Origin of the sequence: Massilia genomosp. 1, assembly GCF_011682185.1 — a bacterium.
In the GTDB taxonomy this organism is placed as follows: domain Bacteria; phylum Pseudomonadota; class Gammaproteobacteria; order Burkholderiales; family Burkholderiaceae_D; genus Telluria_A; species Telluria_A rubra.
In genome coordinates this window covers 14,930-36,474 of the sequence record NZ_WHJF01000069.1, presented here as the reverse complement: position 1 = coordinate 36,474, position 21,545 = coordinate 14,930, and the positions used below count along the sequence as shown (strand labels likewise).

Genomic DNA, 21,545 nt, shown 5'->3' with positions numbered 1-21,545 from the left:
CGAGGTCCATGGCGAACGCCATTCAGGCACCGGGAAAATCCTGCCCGAACAGCCATTGCCAACGGCGACGAGCGCCATCGGCATCGATGTCGGCATCGCCCGCTTCGCCACGATGAGCGACGGCAGCGTCGTCGCACCACTCAACAGTTTCAAGAAGCACCAACAGAACCTTGCCCGCTACCAGCGGCGCATGAGCCGCAAGGTCAAGTTCAGCAGCAATTGGAAGAAGGCGAAAGCCCGCGTCCAGAAGATTCACATCGGCATCGCCAACGCCCGCAAGGACTTCCTGCACAAGACCACAACGACGATCAGCAAAAACCACGCGCTCGTCTGCATTGAGGATTTGCAGGTACGGAACATGTCCAGGTCTTCCAAAGGTACTGTCGAACAACCGGGCAAGAAGGTCAGCCAGAAGTCGGGCCTGAACCGGGCTATCCTCGATCAGGGATGGGGCGAGTTTCGCCGCCAGCCTGGCTATAAGCTTGGGTGGAACGGCGGCATGTTGCTGGCCGTGCCAGCGCAGCACACCAGCCAGACGTGCCCGGCTTGCGGCCACGTCTCAAAAGACAATCGGCAGACTCAGGCGTCGTTTCTGTGCGTCGATTGTGGCTACGAAAATCACGCCGATGTGGTCGGCGCGATGAATGTTTTAGCGCGAGGACATCGCGTCTTAGCCTGTGGAGAGTCGGCGCAGTCAGGCCGCTCGATGAAGCAGGAACCCACCGAAGCGACCCGTAGATCATCACGCGGCGCCGTAGGAATCCCCTTCCATTAGGGAGGGGTGGATGTCAACCGTATCAAATTGCGCGGGCATGGAGGTCAATCTACGTCAGATACATAAATAGAGATGAACTGGCGCAGAAGTTGAAAGTCTAACTTTTTACAGTCGAATTCGCGCATCAGATAACGGGACCGCGTTAACCACGATGTCGGTTCCCTGATGGTCCTCGCCAAGCAGTGTTGTATGTCCGGCAGGATCGACCTGGCGCCGTTGCCCACGCTAAGTTACGGGCAACGGTACTCATTGACGTGACCGAGGAGTAAACAATGAAACCATTCACAAGCGCACCAAAAATCATCTTGACCGCGGCGCTGCTGGCGTCGATGCTCGTTGCCTGCAAGCGCAATGACACCCCCGCCACAGGCACCGGCGACACCAGCACGGCCACCACGCCGGGCACCACCTCCGGGACCAGCGGTACCGGCGGCACGACCGGCACCGGCACCGGCACAGGCACCAGCGGCACCACGGGCGATACCGGCACCGGCACGTCAGGCACGGGCACGGGCGATACCGGCATGGGCACATCGGGTACCGGCACATCGGGTACCGGCACATCGGGGGCAGGGACCTCGGGCACCAGCGGAACGTCCGGCACCAGCGGAACAGGTACGAGCGGAACGGGTACGAGCGGCACGGGCAGCACCGATACCGCTACGCCACCGGACAAGGACAAGCGCTAAACGATCGCAATAGCGATCAGCGCCGGCGCATCGTCAGCGATGCGCCGGCGCTCGCTTGCTTACGCCCCCTTGTCGAGCGACACCACGCGCGGCGCCGCCACCGTGCGGCGGCCGGTCACCAAACGCACCAGCCACATGAGCACGCGGTAGATGAAGCGGATGAAGGTGAGGAACAAAATCACCTCGATGAAGGTCATCAGGAACCCCAGCAGCGGGCCGAAACGCGCCGAACGGCGGTGGAACTTGAGGCCCATGCTGTCGACCTTGATTTCGATGCTGTCGTAGAAAGTCGGCACCACCAGCAAGGTCAGAATGGTCGAGGTAATTGTGCCGCCGATAATCGCAATGGCCAGCGGACGATAAAACTCGCCGCCCTCGCCCAGCCCCAGCGCCACCGGGAACATGCCGGCGATCAGCGCGAAGGTGGTCATCAGGATCGGACGCAGGCGTGCGCGCCCCGCTTCCATCAGCGAATCCTCGCGGCTGTGGCCTTCACGCTCGCGCGCGCGGGCCGCATCGAGCAGCAGGATCGCATTCTTCGCCACCAGGCCCATCAACATGATGATGCCGATGAAGCTCATCAGATTGAGCGTGTTGTGGGTCAACAGCAGCGCCACCACCACGCCGATCAAGGACAGCGGCAAGGACAGCATCACCGCCAGCGGCGCGGTAAACGAGCCGAACTGCATCACCAGGATCAGGTACATCAGCCCGATGCCCGACACCAGCGCGATGCCCATTTCGGTAAACAACTCGTTCTGGTCCTGGCCGGCGCCGCCCAGTTCACGGCCGTAGCCCGGCGGGTAGTCGAAGGTATCGGCCAGTTTCATGGCGTCGCCGGTGACTTCGCCGTTCGAGCGGCCCTGCGCATTGGCCGACACCGAAATGGTGCGCTTGCCGTTCTTGTGCGAAATGCCGGACGGTCCCTTGCCCATGGTAATGGTGGCGATCTGGTCGAGCGGCACCATCTGGTTGGTGCCGGTCACGGCGATCGGCAAGCGTTCGATATTGTCGGCGCTGACCCGGTCGTCGGGATGCAGGCGCACCGCGACGTCGCGCGTTTCGCCGGTCGGGTCGACCCAGTCGCCCACTTCGACGCCGGCAAACGCCACCCGCAGCGATTGCGCCGCGTCGTTGACCGAAATGCCCATCGAATTGGCCAGGCCGCGATTGAGTTCGATCTGCAATTCGTTTTTCGGGTCCTGTTCGGACAAGCCGACATCGATCGCACCCGGCACTTTGCGCAACTGTTCCATATAGGCGTTGGCAATATCGAGCAGCTTGCGCGAGTCCGGTCCGGTGAACTGGATCTGGATCGGCTTGTTGGCACCATTGTTCATATCGTCGAGCACCACGTACTCGGCGCCCACCAGCTGGCTGATCTTGGCGCGCAGCTCGACCGCGATTTCCTTGGCGCTGCGCGAGCGCGTGACGCGCTTGCCGATATCGACATACACCTTGCCGCCGCCGGTGTTAATGAAGGCGTTGGTATCCTTGGTTTCCTTGATCGAGCGCGCCAGTTCGGCCGCCTTTTCCAGCTTGGCGCGCGCATACTCCACGCTCGACGAGGCCGGCGTGCGCACATCGATCAGCAACTGGCCGTAGTCGGCCGCCGGCAGGAAGCTGGTGCCGCCCTTGGTGCCCTGCAGGTACAGCGCACCGGCGAAGGTGGCCACGGCGATCAGGGTCATCCAGATGCGGTGATGCAAGGCCCAGGCGATCACGTTGCCGTAGCGGTCGGCCTGGCGGTCGAACCACTCGTTAAAGTGATGCAGCACCAGGGACACGCCTTTTTTCGGCGCCGTGTGGTGATCCGGCGGGTCGCCCCAGTAAGCCGACAGCATCGGGTCGAGCGTGAAGGAAATGACCAGGCTGACCAGCACCGAGCAGGTGACCGTCAGCGCGAACGGACGGAACCATTCACCGGAGACGCCCGGCATGAAGGCCACCGGAATGAACACGGCGATGATCGAGAAGGTGGTCGAGGCCACCGCCATGCCGATCTCGGCGGTCCCTTCCAGGGCGGCCTTGCGGCGGTCGGAGCCGCGCTGCATGTGACGCACGATGTTTTCGCGCACCACGATCGCATCGTCGATCAGCACGCCGATGGCCAGCGACAGCCCGAGCAGGGTCATGAAGTTGAGCGTGAAGCCGCACAGCCAGACCGCGATGAACGAGGCGATCACCGAGGTCGGCAAGGACAGCGCCGTGATCAGGGTCGAGCGCCACGAGTTCAGGAAGGCGTAGACCACGAAAATGGTCAGCACGGCGCCGAACATGAGCGATTCGATCACATTGTTCAGGCTGCGCTGGGCTTCATCGCCGCCATCGCGCGTGATTTCAAGCATGGTGCCTTTCGGCAGTTCCTTTTCCAGTTCCTTGATCAGCAGCTTGGCCTTCTTGGCCACGCTGACGGTACTGGCGTCGCGCGAGCGGGTCAGGGTGATGCCGACGTTCGGCTTGCCGCTGCGGATGCTCAGGTTGTTCACTTCGGCAAAGCCGTCGCGGATTTCGGCCACCTGGGCCAGGCGCACCACTTCCTCGCCGCGGCGCTTGACCACGATCTGCTGGAATTCCTCGGGCGACTCGATGCGGCCCACCAGGCGGATGCTTTTCTCATCGTACTGGCCGCGAATCTTGCCGACCGGCGCGTTGGTGTTTTGCGTGCGCAAGGCGTTCACCACGTCGGACACGGCAACATTGTATTCGCGCAGCTTTTCGGCGCGCAGCAGCACCGACAGTTCGCGCCGCAGCGCCCCGCTGACGTTGACCGTGGCCACGCCATCGATGCCGCGGAAGCGGTCGGCCAGCACATCCTCGGCCAGGCGCGAGATGTCGGCGTGGGTCTGGCTGGTGGATGACAGCGCCAGGTTCAGGATCGGCTGCGTGGCCGGGTCGAGCCGTTGCAGGATCGGTTCGCGCATCTCGGTCGGCAACTTGTAGCGCACGGTGGCGATGGCGTTGCGGACCTCGTCGGAGGCTTCGATCAGGTTCTTGTCGAAGTTAAATTCCAGCCAGAACTGGGCATTGCCCTCGACCGCATTGGCATGCACATCGGTCACGCCGGAAATGCTGAGCAGCGACTTTTCGATGCGGTTGATCACTTCGCGCTCGACCGTGTCGGGCGAGGCGCCCGGATACGGAATATTGATCTGCAACACCGGCACTTCGACGTCCGGATTCTGGTTGACGCGCAGCTTGCCCAAGGCGATCAAGCCCATGCACATCAGGGCGATGATCATGACAATTGTCGCGATCGGCCGCTTGATACTGAAATCGGAAAGGAACATGGCTTATTTCCCCTGTACGACGGGTGCGGCGGCGGCGACCTTGCCCGGCGCGAGCTGGACAGCCTGGCCTTCCTTGAACGACGAACTCGGATTGCGCATGACGATGTCGCCGGCGGCCAGGCCTTGCTTGACCTCATAATTGCCGGTGCGCGTGTCGCGCGGGCCGATCGCCAGGTCGACCTTGCCGATGGTCTTGTCTTTCAGGCGCCAGACGTAGGCCTTGTCGCCGGCCTTGACCAGCGCGCCTTCGGGCAGCATCAGCGCGGCCTTGGTTTCGGCCTCGATGCGCCCTTCCCCGTACAGGCCGGACACCTTCGGCACCGCCGAGCCGGGCGCAAAGGCGACCAGCACCTCGACCTGGCGCGTGACTTCGTTGGCGGCCGGATCGACCCGTTTCACGACGCCGCGAAACTCTTCGCCGGTGTAACCATTGATGCGAAAACTGACCGGCTGGCCGACCTTGACCGCGCTGATACGGTCGGCCGAGACCCTTCCCTCGAAGCGCATGCTGGACGGATCTATCACTTTCAGCAATTCCTTGCCGATCGAAGCGGTGTCGCCGGCCGACACCTTGCGTTCGCTGACCACGCCGTCGAACGGCGCGCGCACCACGGTGCGGGCCAGTTGCTGGCGCGCCAGCGCGGCGCGCGACTTGGCGGCCGACACTTCGCTCAGGGCATTATTGCGCCGCACTTCGGCGTCATCCATGGCCTGGGCCGAGGTCATGCCCGAGGCGCGCAGGGTTTTCATGCGTTCGAGCTGGCGTTCGGCCTGGTCGAGCGCCTGGGCGGCGGCGCGCGCCGACTGCTCGGCCGAGCTGAGGCTGTCGCGGATGGCGGTTTCGTCGAGCTTGACGAGGACATCGCCGCGCTGGACCAGGTCGCCGTTTTCCTTGAGCACCTGCAAGACGACGGCCGAGACTTCGGCGCGCAGGTCGGCCTTGCGTTCGGGCTGGACGGAGCCGGTCACGACCGGGCCGGAGGCCAGCGAATTCGAGGAAATGGTGAGCAAGTCTTCCGGAGCGACCAGCAGCTGAACGGGCTTGGCGTCCTTGCCGTCCTTGGCGGGGTCTTTCTCGCCTTTGCCGCAGGCGGAAAGCGCCGTGGCGATGGCGAGGACGAGCAGTGTTTTGCGCAGCATGGGATTCTCCGGGATCAAATCGGTCAGACGTCTGTAATCAGAATGAAAACAACCAGCCGCAAAGTATCCTTGAGACGGGTAGGGACGTCAATTAGCGATCTATCAACCTGGCCGATTCGATGGCTGAACTGCGGATTTGCGCGACTGAACTGCAAAGTTGCCGTGGTGAACGGTACTTTAGCCTTGTCCCCGGGCATGCCGGGAACGCGGGCAAACGATCAAAAACGCTCGAACAAATGAAAAATCGCGAACCCCATGCCGATGCCGGTGCAAATTCCGCCCGTGATTTCGACCAGCGTATGGCCCATGCGTTCGCGCAGATGGGTGTGATCGGCGGCGCTGCCGGCCAGGCGGTTGATTGCGGCGGCCTGGCGCCCCACGTGCTGGCGCAGGCTGTTGGCATCGATCATCACAATAAACGCCAGGGTGACCGCCACGCCGAACGCCGGACTGTCCATTCCTTCGCGCAAGGCGATCAGGGTCGCCATGCTGGTCACCACCGAACTATGGTTGCTGGGGAAACCGCCATTGCCGACCAGATTGAACGCCCAGCGCCGCTGCCGCGCGCTATTGATCAGAAATTTGATGGGTCCCACCACCAGCCAGGTCAGTACGGGCGTGATGAGATAGCTGATGTCCATGCGGGTGTCCTTGTCGTCGATGAAGTGCAAAATTGCTGCGTAATCGGCAATTATCGCAGATCGCTCCCGGCCACAGGCGCCTTCCATCACCCGCGTCACGGTGCGCGCGCATGGCAAAGGCGGGCAAAACGGGTGGTACACGCGCGCATTTGACCGCTCATCGGGCAGGAAAACCTATTAGAATGACATCACAACGCCGCCCGCCGGCACCCGCCAATTTGATCGAAGTTTTCCATAGGAATTAACGCATGCGCCATTTCAGACTCTCTTTCCTTGTCACCTTCGTTCTCCTGGTCGCTGCGGGCTGGTGGGGCTACACGCGCAGCGGCCTGCCCGGCCTGCTCAACGCGCTGTGGATCGCCGCCGTGCTGGGCGTGCTGGAAGTGTCGCTCTCGTTCGACAACGCGGTGGTCAACGCCTCCGTGCTGCGCCACTGGAACGACTTCTGGCGCAAGCTGTTCCTGACGGTCGGCATCCTGGTGGCCGTGTTCGGCATGCGACTCCTGTTTCCGCTGGTGATCGTCTCGGTCGCCACCGGGCTCGGCCTGCTGGACGTGTGGACCATGGCGATCAACACCCCGGACGAATATTCACGCCACCTGACCGACAACCACGCCGAAGTGGCCGCGTTCGGCGGCGCCTTCCTGCTGCTGGTCTTCCTCAACTTCTTGTTCGACGAAGAGAAGGAACTTCACTGGCTCGGATGGATCGAAGAGAAGGTAGGCACCTACGGCAGCGAGAGCCTGGCGGTCATGCTGACCTTGTGCGCCTCGTTCGGGGCCATGTACCTGGTGCCGGAAGCGCGCAAGCTGAGCGTGCTCATCGCCGGCGTGACGGGCGTGGTCATTTACGTGGGTGTGAACTGGATCAGTTCCCTGCTGGAGGAAGAAGAAGCCGACCCTAGCATCGGCCAAATGGTGTCGCGCGGCAGTATCGGCGGTTTTTTGTACCTGGAAGTGCTCGATGCCTCGTTCAGTTTCGACGGCGTGATTGGTGCGTTTGCCATCACCAATGATGTGGTCATCATCATGCTGGGCCTGGCGATTGGCGCCATGTTCGTGCGTTCGATGACCGTATTCCTGGTCGACAAAGGCACCTTGCAGGAATTTGTTTATCTGGAACACGGCGCGCACTACGCCATCGGCATCCTGGCCTTGATCATGTTCGCCAGCGTGCGTTATCACATTCCGGAGTGGTTCACGGGGCTGTCGGGCGTGGCCTTCATCCTGGTGTCGTTGTGGTCGTCGCTGCGCTACAAGAAGCAGCAGGAGGCACTGGGGGTGGCTTGACGGGATGGCAGGCGGACAGCGCGACGCGGCCCATTGCGATGTGATGCAAATGGCCTTGCTCGTCGTTTCCACCCCTGCCATGTCGGATAAAAGCCTACCGCCTGGCGGTGATTTTAGCGCTATGAGACAGCCTCCAGCGCGGGAACGGGCATGTCATGCATGCGCGCCCGCGTAGCGATCTACAATTTTTCGAGCTGCTGCTTCACATACGCGGCGCCCGCACTGGCCGGCGCCAGCGCCATGAAAGTCTGGTAAGCCAGCTTGGCCTTGGCCGCATCGCCGGCCTGGAGATGCGCGTCGCCCAGGTTGCGGTAAGCCACCGCGCGCGAGGGGTCCATCTTCACGGTATTGTCGAACCAGCGCGCCGCTTCGGCGAATTTGCCCTGCTTGTAATACACGAAACCGAGGTTATTGGCCGCCAGCGCGAAGTCGGCGCGCAGTTTCAGGGCCTCGGTAAACTCCGCCTCGGCCGCCGCGTACTGCTTCTCCTTAAACAATTGCAAGCCGCGGTCATTGGCGCGCTGGGCCAGCTGGCGTGCCGACGACGGCACCGCCAGCGGCGTGACCAGCTTCTGCTCCTTGCCCTGCAAGTCCTTGACCGCGACCGGCGCCGTCGGCGGCGTGACACCAGGCTTGTCCTCCATCTTGGGCGCATCCGGGCGCACCGCGTCGAGCTTGGCGTTGAGGGCAATGGCCTCGGTCGACAACTGCGCCGTCTGCGGATTCAAAAATTCCGCCTCGACCGGCAGCTCGAACACAAAGTCGCCGCCCTCCGATCCCGGCAGGCTGCCGAAGGCCGGCGTCTGGTTCGACACGCCCGCCACCGCCGGCGCCACATAGGCGGCCAGCTCGGTGGCGGTGATCAAGCCGTCGCCATTCAGGTCGCCCTTGCCCGCCAGTGCCTGCAGTAAGGTCCAGGTGAACACCGAATGGCCGTTCGGCCCGCCGTCCGACACCAGCTGGTCGGCGCCGCCGGCGGTCAGCATCTGGCGCCCGATGCGGCGCGCGTTGTCGCGCAAAAAGGCGCCGCCCCCGCCGCCGCGCGTCAGGCCCAGGCCGCTGTAGCAGGCATCCATCACGAACAGCGCATGCTTGGCGGTCAAGCTTTCGGCGATATTCTGGATTTCGCTCATCGGAATCGCATCGGTGGCGAACTGGGCAGGATCGGAATCGTAAGGCACGATGTAGCCGAGGTCGCGTCCCGAACTGAGCTGGCGGGTGGCGCCATGGCCGGCGAAAAACACGAAAATCCGGTCGTTTTTCTGCACCCCGCCGTGCGCCAGGCGGTCGTGGAAAGCGCCAAGGATGCCGGCGCGGGTGGCGTCGGCATTATTGAGCGAGACCACGCGCTCGGCCGCGAAGCCGAACTTGCCGATCAACACTTCGCGCACGCCCTGGGCATCGCGCACCGCGTACTGCAGCTTGGGCCACTTGGGATAGCTGTCGATGCCGATCACGATGGCCCAGGAATTGGCGTAGCCGGTGCTCACCGCCACCTTCTCGGCGGGCGCGGCGGCTGTGTTGGCGCTGGTGAAATTGGTCCCATCCCAGCCGGCGAACTGGTAACCCTCGGCGATCAGGCGGTCCAGCACGGCCGGCAGCGCCTTGACCGTGCGCGCGTGGATATCGTGGAACAGGATGATGCCGCGGCCCTCCTTGTCGACCGTGCGCAAGACGCGCTCGGCGATCGAGGCCGGGACCGGATCGGCCCAGTCGAGCGAATCGATATTCCACATCACCGAGCGCAGGTGCGCGCCTTCGAGCGCGTGCATGCCCTCGCTGTTGCGGGCGCCGTAGGGAAAGCGGAACAGCGGCGCGCGGCCGGCGTCGATGGCTTTCAACAGCACGTCGGTGTTGAGGATTTCGGCCTTGAGCTTGTCGCCCGTTTCCTTCGACAACTGCGCGTGCGTGTAACTGTGGTTGGCCAAGGTATAACCGCCCGCCTTGAGCTTGCGGCTGACGGCGGCGCCATCGGACAAGGTCGGCTTGCCGGCGGCATCGACGCTGCCCAGGTTGCGGCCGACGCTGAAGAACACCGCCGGCACCCCGTACTGCTTGAGGATGGCCGCAATTTCTTCGCTGTAGCGCTTGTGCGGGCCATCGTCGAAGGTCAGCACCACGGTTTTCTTGGGCAGGGAATTGCCGAAAATCTCGTTGGGGTCGGCCACGGCCTTGGCCACGGCCTTGGGCTCGGGCGGCAAGGCCGAGGCCGGATACGGCACGACCACGCCCTGCTCCTTGAGGATGGCTGCGCGCGTGAACAGGGTCTTCAGGTAGGCCAGGTAGCTGTCCCAGCGCTCGCGTTTGAGCTCGATGGCGCGCGACTCATAGCGGCCGAAGACCTGGCGGATTTCCTTCTCATAATTGCGTTCGATCTCGGCCAGGGCGTCGAGATCTTCCGACAGGCGCTTGTGGATCTTAATGGCTGGCAAGCTCGAATCTTTCGCCACCTCGGCCAGCAAGCCTTGCAGCAGCTCGCGAAAGGCCAGGCGATCGGCGTCGAACAGGGACTTGTCGGACTCAATAAAGCTGAGCAGGTCGGCGACGGCATCGAAGCGGTTCGGCTGGTTCGACGCCAGCAGCGCGGCCAGGTCGCGTTCGAGCTTCTCCGCGCGTGACTGATTATCGTGAAACAGCGTTTGTCCCACCCGCTGCGCCTGTTCGCGTTCATTGGCGGGCATGGATTTCTCGTCTGCAAGCAGCACGATAATCTTGCGGTAATTAGCCAGCAAGGCATGCAGGTCGGCGGTCAAGGGTGCGCTATCGAGGCGTGGCGCGGCGATGGCGGCGCTCTTGACGGGCGGCGGCGTTGCTGGCGGCGGCGGTGCCGGCTTACGCCCGGCAAACAAAAAGGTCGCCCCGGCCGCGCCCGCGATGGCAAGCGCAGCGGCGATTTTAATGGGAGTGGAAGTCACAAAAGACACACCTGTTGGAAGAAGTCCGTTGATTGTATTGCAAATGCCCACCCCCCACAAAATTCCTCCCCCCCCACCCGCCCAACACCCCGACAACCGGGGTCTGACCGCTGATTAGCAACAATGTTCGCTTCCCAACCGGGGTCAGAGCTTTAACCTGCAATTTTGTAAAATTCGCATAGCCGAAAAACGAGCAACATAGCTGTACTGGGCCAAAGCGCTTGGTTCTGACTGTAAATGGGTCGGATTGCCTAATCAGTTCGCTTAACAATGTTGCGAGTTAAAGCTCTGACCCCGGTTTAAAAAGGAAAAGAAACGAACAAAAATTGCTAGCGTGGTGATCAACACTTCGGGGATGGGGATGAACGCATGGCGCCAGCCAAACGAGCCGTTCAGCCATTCGGGGACGTAGCTGCACAGAACGTCCGCGCCGCCGTCCTCCAGCGCGCGCACGATCCGCTTGCGCGGCAACGCAAGGAACACGACCGTGCGCCCCATGGCGCCAGCCAGCGCTTGTCCGATATCTTTGTGGATGCCTTCGGCCAGCCGGCCGCGCTCGAAGCGCGCCATCGGCATGTCGGTACTGGTGTCGACCAGCACCGATCAGCCCTTGTTCGGCGCGGTCAGCCGCCCGAGCACCTGGTGCGTCATGGTGGCGGAGGTGGACCGCTGCGCCGCGCCAGTGGCGCTTTCGCGCTTTTCGTCGTCGATCGCGTGCCGGGTGACCATCAGGGTGCGCGTGTCGGCCTCCAGGCGGCGCGCTTCGAGCGCAACCAGCTCGCGCCGGGCGTCAGCCATTTCTTTGGTGGTGAGCGCGCTCTTGCGCTGCATGTCGGCTTGCGCCTGCGCGCTCTCGAGCAGCACGCGCTGGGCGTCGCGCTTGTCTTGCGCGGCCAGGGCGGCGATTTCTTGCGCGACCTGGAACTGGCGCGCCATGCTGGCCGCTTCGTGTTCGGCTTCGGCCCGCGTGCGCGCCGACAGGCAGGCCGCTTGTTCGGATGCCAGCCGCGCCGCAATCGCTTGCTCGGCGCGCTGGTCGGCCGCCAGTTGCTGGCGCTGGGTGGCGAGTTTTTGTTCGATCAGCGCCAGCGAGGCACGCTCGGTCTGCACGCTGGCACGCTCGGCTTCGGCGCTGTCGCGCTCAAGTACCAGCGCTTCCTGGGCCAGTGCGAGTTTTTGCTGTTCGGCCTCGGCCCGCACTTGCTGGACCTGGGCGCGCTCGCTGGCCACGCGCGCTTGCGCGGCAAGCGCATCGGCCGCGCGCGTGGCTTGCTCGGTTTCGACCTGGGCCTGCTGCGCCAGCATGCGCGCAGCCTCGGCTTCGGTGCGGCGGGCTTGCTCGGCGCCGCTGGCCGCCGCCGCCTGCTGGCGCTTGGCCGCGAGGGTCTGTTCGGCCAGCATGACGGCGGCGCGTTCGCTGTCGGCCAGCGCGCGTTCGTGCGCCAGGGCCTCGTCGGCCAGCGCCAGTTTTTGCTGTTCGGAGCGGACCCGCTCGCGCTGCGCGTCGGCCAGTCCGGCGGCGGCGCGCGCCTGCGCCACGGCGGCGTCGGCGGCGCCCTGCGCCTGTACGCTGTCGATTTCAGCCTGTTGCACCAGCGCGCGCGTGGCCTCGGCTTCGACCCGCCTGGCTTGCTCGGCGTAGGCGGCGGCGACGGCCATCTGGCGCTGGTCGGCGGCCATCCGCTCGGCCAGCGCCAGGGCCGCCGTTTCGCTCTCGGCGCGGGCGCGTTCGTCGGCCAGCGCTTGCTCGGCCAGGGCCAGTTTTTGCTGTTCGGCGACGGCGCGCGCGCTCTCGGTCTGGGCCAGGTCGATGGCGGCGCGCGCCTGGGCGGCGATGGCGTCGGCGGCCGCTTGCGCCTGGACGCTTTCGATTTCGGCTTGCTGCACCAGGTGACGGGTCGCTTCCGCTTCGCGCCGCCTGGCTTGTTCGGTACACGCCGCCAGCTCGGCCAGTTGGCGCTGCCCGGCGGCGTGTTGTTCAGCCAGCGCCAGCGCGCCGCGCTCGCTCTCGGCGCGGGCGGTTTCCGCTGCCAGGGCGTCGGCGGCCAGCGCCAGCGCTTGTTCGGCCGTGGCAAGGGCTTGCTGTTCGGCTGCGGCACGCGCGCTTTGCGCTTGCGCAAGCTCGTGCGCCACGCGCGCCTGGGCCGCTACCGCGTCGGCGGCGGCCCGCGCCTGGGCGCTGTCGATGCCGGCTTGCTCGGTCAGCACGCGCAGCGCCTCGACTTCGATGCGCTTCGCTTCGGCCAGACGCTGTTCGGCGTCGGCTTTCTGGCGCAGCAGCACGGCCTCGATCTGCTCGGCGTCGGCGCGCGCCTGGGCCACGTCGGCGGCGCGGGTTTCGGCTTCCAGCCGTTCTTGCAGGCTGACCAGCGCGGCTTGCGCGGCGTCGGCGTGGGCTTGTTCGGCCAGCGCCAGCGCGCCCGCTTGGGCGGCTTTGTCGGCGGCCAGCGCGCTGGCGCGGCGCTGCAGGTCGACCTGTTCGGCGATCGCGGCCACGGCAGCCTGCTCGGACGCGTTCTGCGCGGCGGCCAGGTCGGCGGCGGCCTGGGCCAGGCTGGCGCGCTCCTCGGCCAGCGCGCGCGCGCGTTGCTGTTCTTCGGCCTCCATCAGGGCGGCGGCGGTCGCGGCCTGGTCGGCCAGGACGCGTTCGTTCGCTTGCGCGATGGCCAGGGTTTCGGCGTCGACTTTCGCTTGCACCAGTTCGGCGGCGTCGGTTTCGGCCTTGGCGCGCGCCAGGGCCACTTCGCGCAGGCGCTTGTCGACCTCGATCCGCTCTTCGGTCGCAGTGAGGATGCGCGCTTCGGCGTCGCGCCGGGCACACGCGCCGGCGGCGGCCATTTTTTCCAGCCGTTCACGATGCACGGCGGCGTCGCGCAGTTCTTTTTCCGATTGCAGGCGCAGGTGGATCGACTGGGCCGCCACGCGTTCGGACTCGGCCTGGGCAATCGCAATCGCTTCGCGTTCCTGTTCGATGTGGGCCAGGGCGCGCGCTTCTTCCAGCGCGCGCGCTTCGGCTACGGCGCGGGCGAAGGCCGAGGCCAGGGCGATCTGGTCGGCTTTTTCGCGCTGGACGGTCAATTCGAGCGCGTCGGATTCGGCTTCGGCCAGCAGTTCGGCGGTCTGGCGCGCACCCTTGGCCTGGCGTTCGCGTTCGCGCGCCAGGGTGGTGATGCGGGCGTCGGCGTTGGCGATGTGCAGCACTTCTTCCTGGGCGGCGTGGACCGCGGCGACCCGTTCGACCGCTTGCAGGCGCGCCTGCTCGGTCTGGGCCAGCAGCGCTTCGGTGGCGCGCGCGGCTTGTTCGGCCAGCTCGGCTTCGGCGCTGATCTGTTCGGCGGTGCGGCGGCGCGCTTCTTCGTCGGCTTTGAGGCGCGTTTCGGCGGCCAGTTTGATCTGGGTGTCGGCTTCGACGCGGGCGCGCAACTCAGCCGTCTCCTGGCGCACGGCGTCGAGGCGCTCGAGGCTGGCCTGGGCGGCGGCGCGCAGGGTTTCGAGGCGGTCGCGATTGGCTTCGATGGCTTCTTCGGACGCTTGCGCGTTTTGCAGGGCGGCGGCGGCGGCGGCGGCGTCACTGGCGGCGCGTTCTTCGGCCAGGCCGCGCGCGCGCGCTTCGGCGTGGGCGCGGCTTTCGGCGGCGCACGAGGCCTTCGCTTCGGCTTCGACCCGGGCGATGGCTTCGTGGATGGCGCGCATTTCGGACTGGGCGCGGTCGGGGGCGGCGTCGGCGGCAGCGATGGGGCCAGCCGGGGGCACAGCGGCAGCCTGGGGCGCGCCGTCGGGTGGCAGCGCAATGGTCAGGTTGGCATCGTCGTGCGGGGCTGCTGTGGTTTCCATCGTGTTCTCGCTTGGGCTACCGTCCCGGCATGGGAAGGCCTGAGCTTGATTATCTGTCAGGTCGGCCCGCCCCGGCGCACGGATCAGACGCGGAAAAACCGGTCAATTCGGCCGTTTGCCCGGCAGCAGCGTCACCACAGCGCCGGCTCGTTCATCAGCGCGATCTGTTCGCGCAGTTCGAGGATGCGGTCTTGCCAGTAACGTTGTGTATTAAACCACGGGAAGGCGACCGGGAAGGCCGGATCGTCCCAGCGCCGCGCCAGCCAGGCCGAATAGTGGATCAGGCGCAGGGTGCGCAGCGCTTCGATCAGGTTCAGCTGGCGCTCGTCGAAGTCGGCAAAGTCTTCATAGCCGGCCAGGATGTCGCTCATCTGGCGCACCATGTCGCTGCGCTCGCCCGAGAGCAGCATCCACAAGTCCTGGATGGCGGGACCGGTGCGACTGTCGTCGAAGTCGACGAAGTGCGGGCCGTCCGGCGTCCACAGCACGTTGCCGACGTGGCAGTCGCCGTGCAGGCGCAGCTGGGCCGACGCGCCCGCCCGCGCGTAGCAGTGGCGCACTCCCTCTAAAGCCTGGTCGAGCACGCTGGTGTAGGCGGCCAGCAGCTCGGGCGGGATGAAGTCGTTGGCCAGCAGGTAGTCGCGCGGTTCGCGCCCGAAGGTGTCGATGGTCAAGGCCGGCCGTTCGCTGTAGTTTTTCAGGGCGCCAACGGCGTGGATGCGGCCGATGAAGCGCCCGGTCCACTCGAGCACGGCGGGGTCGTCGAGCTCGGGCGCGCGCCCGCCCCGGCGCGGGAACACGGCAAAGCTGAAGCCGCCGAAGCTGTGCAGGGTACGCCCGCCCAGGGTGAGCGCGGGGACGACCGGGATTTCGCGCTCCGTCAGTTCGGCGACAAACGCGTGCTCTTCCAGGATGGCGGCGTCGCTCCAGCGCGCGGGGCGGTAGAACTTGGCGACGACAGGGGCCTCGTCTTCCATGCCGACCTGGTAGACCCGGTTTTCGTAGCTGTTCAGGGCCAGCAGGCGGCCGTCGGCGCGCAGGCCGACGCTTTCCAGCGCGTCGAGCACGCATTCCGGGCTCAGCTTCGAGAACGGGTGGGTGGCGGGTGTGTCGGGGTCGGTAAATGGCGTCGTCATGACCGCTATTGTACGGCGCGCCGCATTTAACAGTACGTCCCGCTGCGCGAACGCGTTAAACTAGCGGCTTCAACGATCAAGACAAGAACACGCCATGCAACTCGACCAGCCCCTCTCAGAAAAAGAATTCGACGAACTCGACCAGTTCCTCCTGTCCGACCGCAGTGCGGAAGACGCCATGACCATGGACACCCTGCACGGTTACCTGACCGCCGTGGCGATGGGTCCGGAAACCATCATGCCGGCCGAATGGCTGCCGAAAGTCTGGGGCGAGGATGCCAAGAGCGCCCCCAAGTTCAAGAACGCCAAGGAAGAAGAGCGCATCGTCGAGCTGATCATGCGTTTCATGAACGAAGTGCTGGTCACCTTTGAAGTCGCGCCGAAGGAATTCGAGCCGCTGTTCTGCGAAGCCGAGCACGAAGGCACGATGCTGCTCGACGGCGAAGCCTGGTGCTGGGGTTTCTGGGAAGGCATGGAACTGCGCCCCGGTTCGTGGGACCCGATCTGGGCATCGGACCTGGAACCGCTGATGCGCCCGATCTACCTGCTCGGCGCCGACGAGATCGAGGAAGAAGAGCTGAAAGAAGTCGATACGCCGATGAAAGGCCACAAGCTGGCCCTCGATATCCAGGCCAACCTGCCGGCGATCCACCGTTTCTGGGTGCCGCTGCGCAAGGCGCCGGTCGCCACCCTCAAGCGCGACGAGCCGAAAGTCGGCCGTAACGACGAGTGCCCTTGCGGCAGCGGCAAGAAGTACAAGAAGTGCTGCGGCGCCGATCCGGTTGCCGAGTAATCACTAATCAAGGCGGCGCGCGTGGGGTGCAAGGCCCTACGCCGCCGACGCCAGTTCCGACAGGCGGCCCTGGTACAGCGCGGCCACCAGGTCGGACTGCGTCACAATCCCCGCGAAGCGGTCTTCATCGTCGACCACGGGAATGTGGTGCAGGCCGGCGTTGGCCATCAGCGGCACCAGTTCCACGATCGGCGTATGCACGTGCGCCGTGGCCACCTTGGCCGTCATGATCTGCCCCACCACTTCCGGTTTGTCTGTATGCGTCAGTCCGCTGCGTTGCAGCAGTGCGCGCAGGCGTTTTCCCAGGCCGCTGTACACGTCCAGGTCGCTGTGACGCAAAAAATCGGCCTGGGTGACGATGCCGATCACCCGCCGCGCCCGGTTCAGCACCGGCAGCGCATGTACCTGGTGATGCCGCATCAAGCCCCAGGCGTCGGCCAGGGCGGTCCCGAATTCGAGCGTCACCACATCGGCCGACATGATTTGCCCGCAACGGATCACGCCGAAACGGCGCCCGTACGCCGCCGTTTCGGTGGCCAGGATAATGCCTTCGAGGTCGTCGCGGCTGACGTCGAGCACCTGGTCGTAGCGCGCCAGCACGGCGTCCAGGTCGGTGCTGCGAAAACCCAGGCGCGCGCTCGGCACGTTGTCGGCGGTGTCGTGGACGTTCTGCATGGCCGATTGCTGGCGGTGCGGATCGTGCCGGCCGGTCAGGTTATTGACGACCAGGGCCGCCCCCACCATCAGCAGGCAATTGAGCGCAACCGGCATCAAGGCGAAACGAAACCCTAGCGCATGCACGGCGGGACCGGCCAGCACCGCCGTCAAGGCCACCGCCCCGCCCGGCGGATGCAGGCAGCGCAGCGCGAACATGGCGGCGATCGCCAGGCCGCCGGCCAGCGGCGCGGCGACCTGGGGCGCCAGGCCCGACTTGACGCAGGCCACGCCCACCAGCGCCGACACGACGTTGCCGCCGATGACGGCCCACGGCTGGGCCAGGGGACTTGCCGGCAGGCAGAACAGCAGCACGGCCGAGGCGCCCATGGGGGCGATCAGCCACAGGCCGGCGGCGGCGCCGGTCCAGGTACAGAGCACGCCGGTGAAGATCAGCGCCAGAAAGGCGGCAACGCTGGCGCGCCATTGTTCGAGGCGACCGGCACTGTTGGGCGGGGGTAACAAGGCGGTGAGCCAGGCGGCGCGCGGGACGGACATGGGCGGTAAACAAGAGCGGGGAAGCCGTAATGACATCACAGATGAGCCAGGAAGGTGCGGAGGCGCACCATTTTCGTGCGCTTGACGAGCGGACATGGTGCATGTGCGGCAGACCGGCGATGGTCGATTGCTGGATCAAGGCCGGCACGGTAAGATGGCAATGTTTCCTGTATGCACATCAAGCAAGCGGCGTGGCGACAACAAGGAAACGCAGGTGGAAAGCCGTCGTGTATGGCGTCGTACTATTGGCAATGGCGGCAGCGCTGCCGCTGGCCGGCGGCGAGCGCCCGCATCACCCGCGCCGCCATCCTGGAGCGGCACGATGAGGAGGGCCCGAGAGCCTATTGCCCCGCTGTGGCCTACCCTTGTCGAGGGCGCCGTCTACGATGGCGGCGCCGCTGTTGAATATCCTGTGATGAATGAAGGTCGAAGAATGAAGAAAATCCTGCTGGCCCTGGGCCTGGGCCTGCTGTGCCATGCGGCGCCGGCCGCCGTCGATGACATGCACTGGTTTAAGACCGAGCTCGCTTGCGCCGATGCGCGCCTTACCGTGCGCGCGTTTTGCCAGGAAACCGACCATGCCGGCGCCACCGTGCGCTTCAATTCCCTGTGCAGCCGGCAGTCGCTGGTGATCGAGCGCCCCGGACAGGGCGCCCTTGTGCGCGACCTGCTCGAGCACCAGTCCCGCCAGGGGGAACCGCCATTGCTGCTGTCGTCGCTGCAATGCGTGGCGGCGGGCGGGAACACCTATTTGTCCGGCCAGATGGCTAACGGCGGCAATTGTCGCGGCTGCGAGCGCAGCGTGCTGCTCGGCCTGGACGGCCGCTGGAAGCACGATGGCCGGCGCTGGCTGGTTGGCGCACAGGAAAAGCGCATGATCGTCGCGCAGCAAGGTCGCTGGAACGATAGCAAGCAAGTGGACATCACCAATACCACGCCGGCCCCGGCATGCACAGTACCGGGCGAGGCGCAACTTCGTGACGTATGGAACGCATTCAGGAGAGATGCCATGCGCGACGCGCCAGCCAACATGGAGCGCTACTTTCAGTTTCCGCTGAAGTTTATTCCACCGTTTGACGATCAAAAGCCGTCGATGGTGTCGCGCAGCGCGTTCCGGAAAAATTACGCCGCCATTTTCTTGAAGAACGACGTCGGGGAAGAACGCGATATCCACCGCCGCTTGCTCACGACCACGGGCAAGGAGCCCAGCTCGCCCATTCATGTCGATCGCACAAGCTGCCGCCTGCAGGTACGCGTCAACCTGTCCGACTATGAATTCGATTTTCATCAGCAGCGTGGCTGGATCATCACCGCCGTCACGTATGGCAACGATTACGAGACAATGAAATCGACCAGGTCCGACCGATAAGCCGGGCTGGCCCCGGTCACGCCCACGCAGAACCGGCCCGGTGGGCGATCCTGTGCGGGAGCGCAAACCGGGCCGGTCAAGGTACTACCAAGGCGAATTACTGGCCGCGCGGGCCTTTGTCGGCGCCCTGGTGGTCCTTGATGCCGTCGTTCTTGTGATTGCCGGCGACTTCTTCCGCTTCGGCACGCTGGCGGTTCTTGGTGGCTTCCTGCTGCGCCTGTTCATTGTCGCGCTGCTGTTGCTCACTTGGGTCGTTGGTGTGCTTGCTCATAGAGCCTCCTGTTTGTCTGAGACACAATAGTACCCCTTCCCCGCCAGTCGTTCCGTTCGCCAACCCACGTAAGCGGAGAATTCTTTCCTAAGGCACAGTTTGCGGCGGCAAACGCGCCAGCACGGTCTGGAACGGCAGCTTGCCGGCGTGCGGCGGCCCCAGCAGGGCGTCAATGCCGTCGAAGGTCTCGCTGGCCAGCGCCCAGCCCAGCGGCGTGTCGTTGGCCGAATGCATGCCGAACCACAAAAAGCGTTCCGGCCCGGCGGGCAAGATCACGGCCATGTCGCGCAGCTCGGCCGTCACCGCGAAGGTGGCGCGCGCGCTGCGCGTGTTGAACAGCCCCAGCGGCGGAGCCAGCAGTTCCGACAGGAAGCTCGTGTCCATGCGCGCATTGGCCGGGTCTTGCTTGCCCGACGGCGCGATCGCGTCCGGCGAATTGCTGATGACGATCACGGCCGGGTCGATGTCGTACCCGCGCGCGCGCCACTGCGCCAGCTTGGGACGCAGCGCGAACAGCAGGTCGCGCACCGATTCGACGCCGGAGTTTTCGAAATAGCCGCCGTCGATCACCCGTCCCCACGGCCGCCTGTCACGCCCCGGCGCGCACGCCACCAGCGCCTTGCCCTCGTGGCAGGCCGCCACCGTGCCCGCCGGGCTGATGTAGCTGAAGCGCGCACTGTTGTGTACCGCCGTGGCCAGGCTCATGCGGCGCAGGTCGAGCACCGGGTCGAGCGCGTCGTAGGCGTCGGGAAAGCGCCCGTCGATCGTCAGGTCGCTGGCGATGATGCGGTTGCCGCCGTCGACCAGGGTGGCGTTGAGCAGCAGCGAGGGCACGTTCATGGCGCTGTCCCCGGCCCACAGCTGGTCGAAGCGGCGGGCGAAGCGCGGGTTGCCGGTGGCGCTTTCCCATCCCTGCGCCCAGGCCGCCTCCATCGCGCGCGCGCGGTCGGCCGCGGGAATTGCGAACGGCAAGAAGCGTTGCAGCATGTCCGGATAGAGCGCGTAGCCGAGCGTGGGCGAGAGGAAGTCGCGCCGCAAGACCTTGCGCATGCATGCCTGGTAGGCGCCGTCGCGCGCGCCGCGGGCGCATGGCGCGCCGGCCAGGCCGCTGGCGCCGGCGTCGGCCACCAGGGCGGCAAAGGTGCTGCTGCCCAGGCTGCCGCCAGAAACGCCGCTCAGCGCGAACAGATGGCGTCCGAAGCGCGCCCCGCTGTCGTCCTGCAGCTTGGCCAGCACCATGCCGGCCCAGTAGGCGGCGCGGATGCCGCCGCCTTCGGCCGCCACCACGAACAGCGGAAACGGCCGCCCTGGCGCCAGCGCCCCGCTGTCGACCCTCGTTTGCAGCCAGGCCTCGAGATGATCGTCGATCGGGCGCCGCATCACGGGCGGATCGAGCGGACCGGCCGCCAGCAGCGTGACCCGGTGGTTGTCGTTCCACAGGCTGAACACGATGAACAGCAGCAGCGGCAGCGCCGCCATCGACGGCAGCCTGGCCTGCTTGAAGTAATAGGTCAGCACCAGGTCGCCGAACAGGATCCAGCTGGCAAACGCGAAGCACAGCAGCGCGGGGGCGCTGACCAGGCGCGTCACTTCGACCGGCCATATCCAGACGGCGAACAGCAGCATGAAGGTCAGCACGATGGCGATCGAGACGGTCAGCACGGTGCGCTGTTGCAGCGATTCGAAGCGGATCGTGGTGGTTTGCCCGTCGAAGCGGCGAAAGCGCGACGCGAACCAGGCGCGCCGCTTGACCACGAACACGCCCATGGCGAAGGCGGTCAGGAAGCACGCCAGCGCCAGCACCGGCTGGCCCATGCGGTGAAACTGGATCGACAACACGCTGGCCGGCACGATGCCCAGGAAGCGCGGCAGCCACATGCGGATGCCGTTGACGAACGGCGTGTCGGTGCGGTCCAGCAGCGAGGTGCCGTCGAACACGCGGCCGAGGGTCAGGCGCGCGCTGTACCAGGCGGCGGTGGACCAGGCGGCGACGGAAAAGATAAATACCGGAAAGGTCCAGCCGGGATGGCTGACCAGGCGCAGCGATTCGGCGCCCTGCGGGATCAGGACCAGGCCGGCCGAGCACAGCAAGGTGAGGCTGACGCTGTAGACGCAGCGCCACAGGATGGAGCCGACTTCCTTGCCGCGTTCGCCAAGCACGCGCACGATGATCACCATCTGGTTCTCCTTG

The 21,545-nt window shown here is 65.4% G+C and carries 15 protein-coding genes; 5 read left to right on the top strand and 10 right to left on the bottom strand.

Annotated elements, in window-relative coordinates; genetic code table 11:
- Together F1735_RS22575 and F1735_RS22570 are read left to right on the top strand one after the other, a co-directional pair.
- Nucleotides 1-775: RNA-guided endonuclease InsQ/TnpB family protein (locus F1735_RS22575; protein WP_167239022.1), on the top strand; the 775-nt coding region annotated here is incomplete at its 5' end.
- A gap of 272 nt (nucleotides 776-1,047) precedes the next feature.
- Nucleotides 1,048-1,464, top strand: coding sequence for a hypothetical protein (locus tag F1735_RS22570; protein ID WP_167239021.1), 417 nt, complete (start codon nucleotides 1,048-1,050; stop codon nucleotides 1,462-1,464).
- A 59-nt stretch (nucleotides 1,465-1,523) separates the two neighbouring features.
- Here the strand turns inward: F1735_RS22570 and F1735_RS22565 are convergent, their stop codons facing one another.
- The 3 genes from F1735_RS22565 to F1735_RS22555 all read right to left on the bottom strand — a co-directional run bounded on the left by F1735_RS22565 (nucleotide 1,524) and on the right by F1735_RS22555 (nucleotide 6,535).
- Nucleotides 1,524-4,754 (bottom strand): efflux RND transporter permease subunit, encoded by a 3,231-nt coding sequence (locus F1735_RS22565; protein ID WP_167239020.1) that lies wholly within the window; start codon nucleotides 4,752-4,754, stop codon nucleotides 1,524-1,526.
- Nucleotides 4,755-4,757: 3 nt separating this feature from the next.
- A complete protein-coding gene (locus tag F1735_RS22560; protein ID WP_167239019.1) occupies nucleotides 4,758-5,894 on the bottom strand; it encodes an efflux RND transporter periplasmic adaptor subunit in 1,137 nt (378 codons plus the stop codon).
- Between the two features lie 218 nt (nucleotides 5,895-6,112).
- On the bottom strand, nucleotides 6,113-6,535 hold the full coding sequence (locus F1735_RS22555) for a divergent PAP2 family protein (RefSeq protein ID WP_167239018.1): 423 nt from the start codon (nucleotides 6,533-6,535) through the stop codon (nucleotides 6,113-6,115).
- A gap of 248 nt (nucleotides 6,536-6,783) precedes the next feature.
- Here F1735_RS22555 and F1735_RS22550 point away from each other — a divergent pair, with 248 nt between their 5' ends.
- On the top strand, nucleotides 6,784-7,824 hold the full coding sequence (locus F1735_RS22550; RefSeq protein WP_167239017.1) for a DUF475 domain-containing protein: 1,041 nt from the start codon (nucleotides 6,784-6,786) through the stop codon (nucleotides 7,822-7,824).
- Between the two features lie 179 nt (nucleotides 7,825-8,003).
- On the opposite strand, the gene F1735_RS22545 is transcribed toward F1735_RS22550, so the two are convergent.
- From F1735_RS22545 to F1735_RS22530, 4 genes are all read right to left on the bottom strand, one after another.
- Nucleotides 8,004-10,739 (bottom strand): polysaccharide deacetylase family protein, encoded by a 2,736-nt coding sequence (locus F1735_RS22545; RefSeq protein WP_373888569.1) that lies wholly within the window; start codon nucleotides 10,737-10,739, stop codon nucleotides 8,004-8,006.
- A gap of 264 nt (nucleotides 10,740-11,003) precedes the next feature.
- Entirely contained in the window at nucleotides 11,004-11,339 is a 336-nt protein-coding gene (locus tag F1735_RS22540; RefSeq protein WP_167239016.1) for a hypothetical protein, read from the bottom strand.
- Between the two features lie 3 nt (nucleotides 11,340-11,342).
- On the bottom strand, nucleotides 11,343-14,573 hold the full coding sequence (locus tag F1735_RS22535; RefSeq protein ID WP_187364324.1) for a hypothetical protein: 3,231 nt from the start codon (nucleotides 14,571-14,573) through the stop codon (nucleotides 11,343-11,345).
- Nucleotides 14,574-14,704: 131 nt separating this feature from the next.
- The gene (locus tag F1735_RS22530; protein WP_167239015.1) at nucleotides 14,705-15,709 is read right to left on the bottom strand and encodes a serine/threonine protein kinase; all 1,005 of its coding nucleotides are present in this window, start codon (nucleotides 15,707-15,709) and stop codon (nucleotides 14,705-14,707) included.
- Nucleotides 15,710-15,803: 94 nt separating this feature from the next.
- Here F1735_RS22530 and F1735_RS22525 point away from each other — a divergent pair, with 94 nt between their 5' ends.
- A complete protein-coding gene (locus F1735_RS22525) occupies nucleotides 15,804-16,502 on the top strand; it encodes a UPF0149 family protein (protein WP_167239014.1) in 699 nt (232 codons plus the stop codon).
- Between the two features lie 36 nt (nucleotides 16,503-16,538).
- Here F1735_RS22525 and F1735_RS22520 read toward each other — a convergent pair whose 3' ends face one another.
- Nucleotides 16,539-17,714 carry an HPP family protein gene (locus tag F1735_RS22520; RefSeq protein ID WP_167239013.1) on the bottom strand — a complete coding sequence of 392 codons (1,176 nt, stop codon included), beginning with the start codon at nucleotides 17,712-17,714 and terminating at the stop codon, nucleotides 16,539-16,541.
- A 94-nt stretch (nucleotides 17,715-17,808) separates the two neighbouring features.
- Here F1735_RS22520 and F1735_RS22515 point away from each other — a divergent pair, with 94 nt between their 5' ends.
- Nucleotides 17,809-19,083, top strand: a complete 1,275-nt coding sequence (locus F1735_RS22515; protein ID WP_167239012.1) for a hypothetical protein — start codon at nucleotides 17,809-17,811, stop codon at nucleotides 19,081-19,083.
- Nucleotides 19,084-19,180: 97 nt separating this feature from the next.
- Here the strand turns inward: F1735_RS22515 and F1735_RS22510 are convergent, their stop codons facing one another.
- Both F1735_RS22510 and F1735_RS22505 read right to left on the bottom strand, forming a co-directional pair.
- Nucleotides 19,181-19,354, bottom strand: coding sequence for a hypothetical protein (locus F1735_RS22510; protein ID WP_167239011.1), 174 nt, complete (start codon nucleotides 19,352-19,354; stop codon nucleotides 19,181-19,183).
- 87 nt (nucleotides 19,355-19,441) lie between these two features.
- Nucleotides 19,442-21,532 (bottom strand): hypothetical protein, encoded by a 2,091-nt coding sequence (locus F1735_RS22505; protein ID WP_167239010.1) that lies wholly within the window; start codon nucleotides 21,530-21,532, stop codon nucleotides 19,442-19,444.
- Nucleotides 21,533-21,545 lie beyond the last annotated feature (13 nt).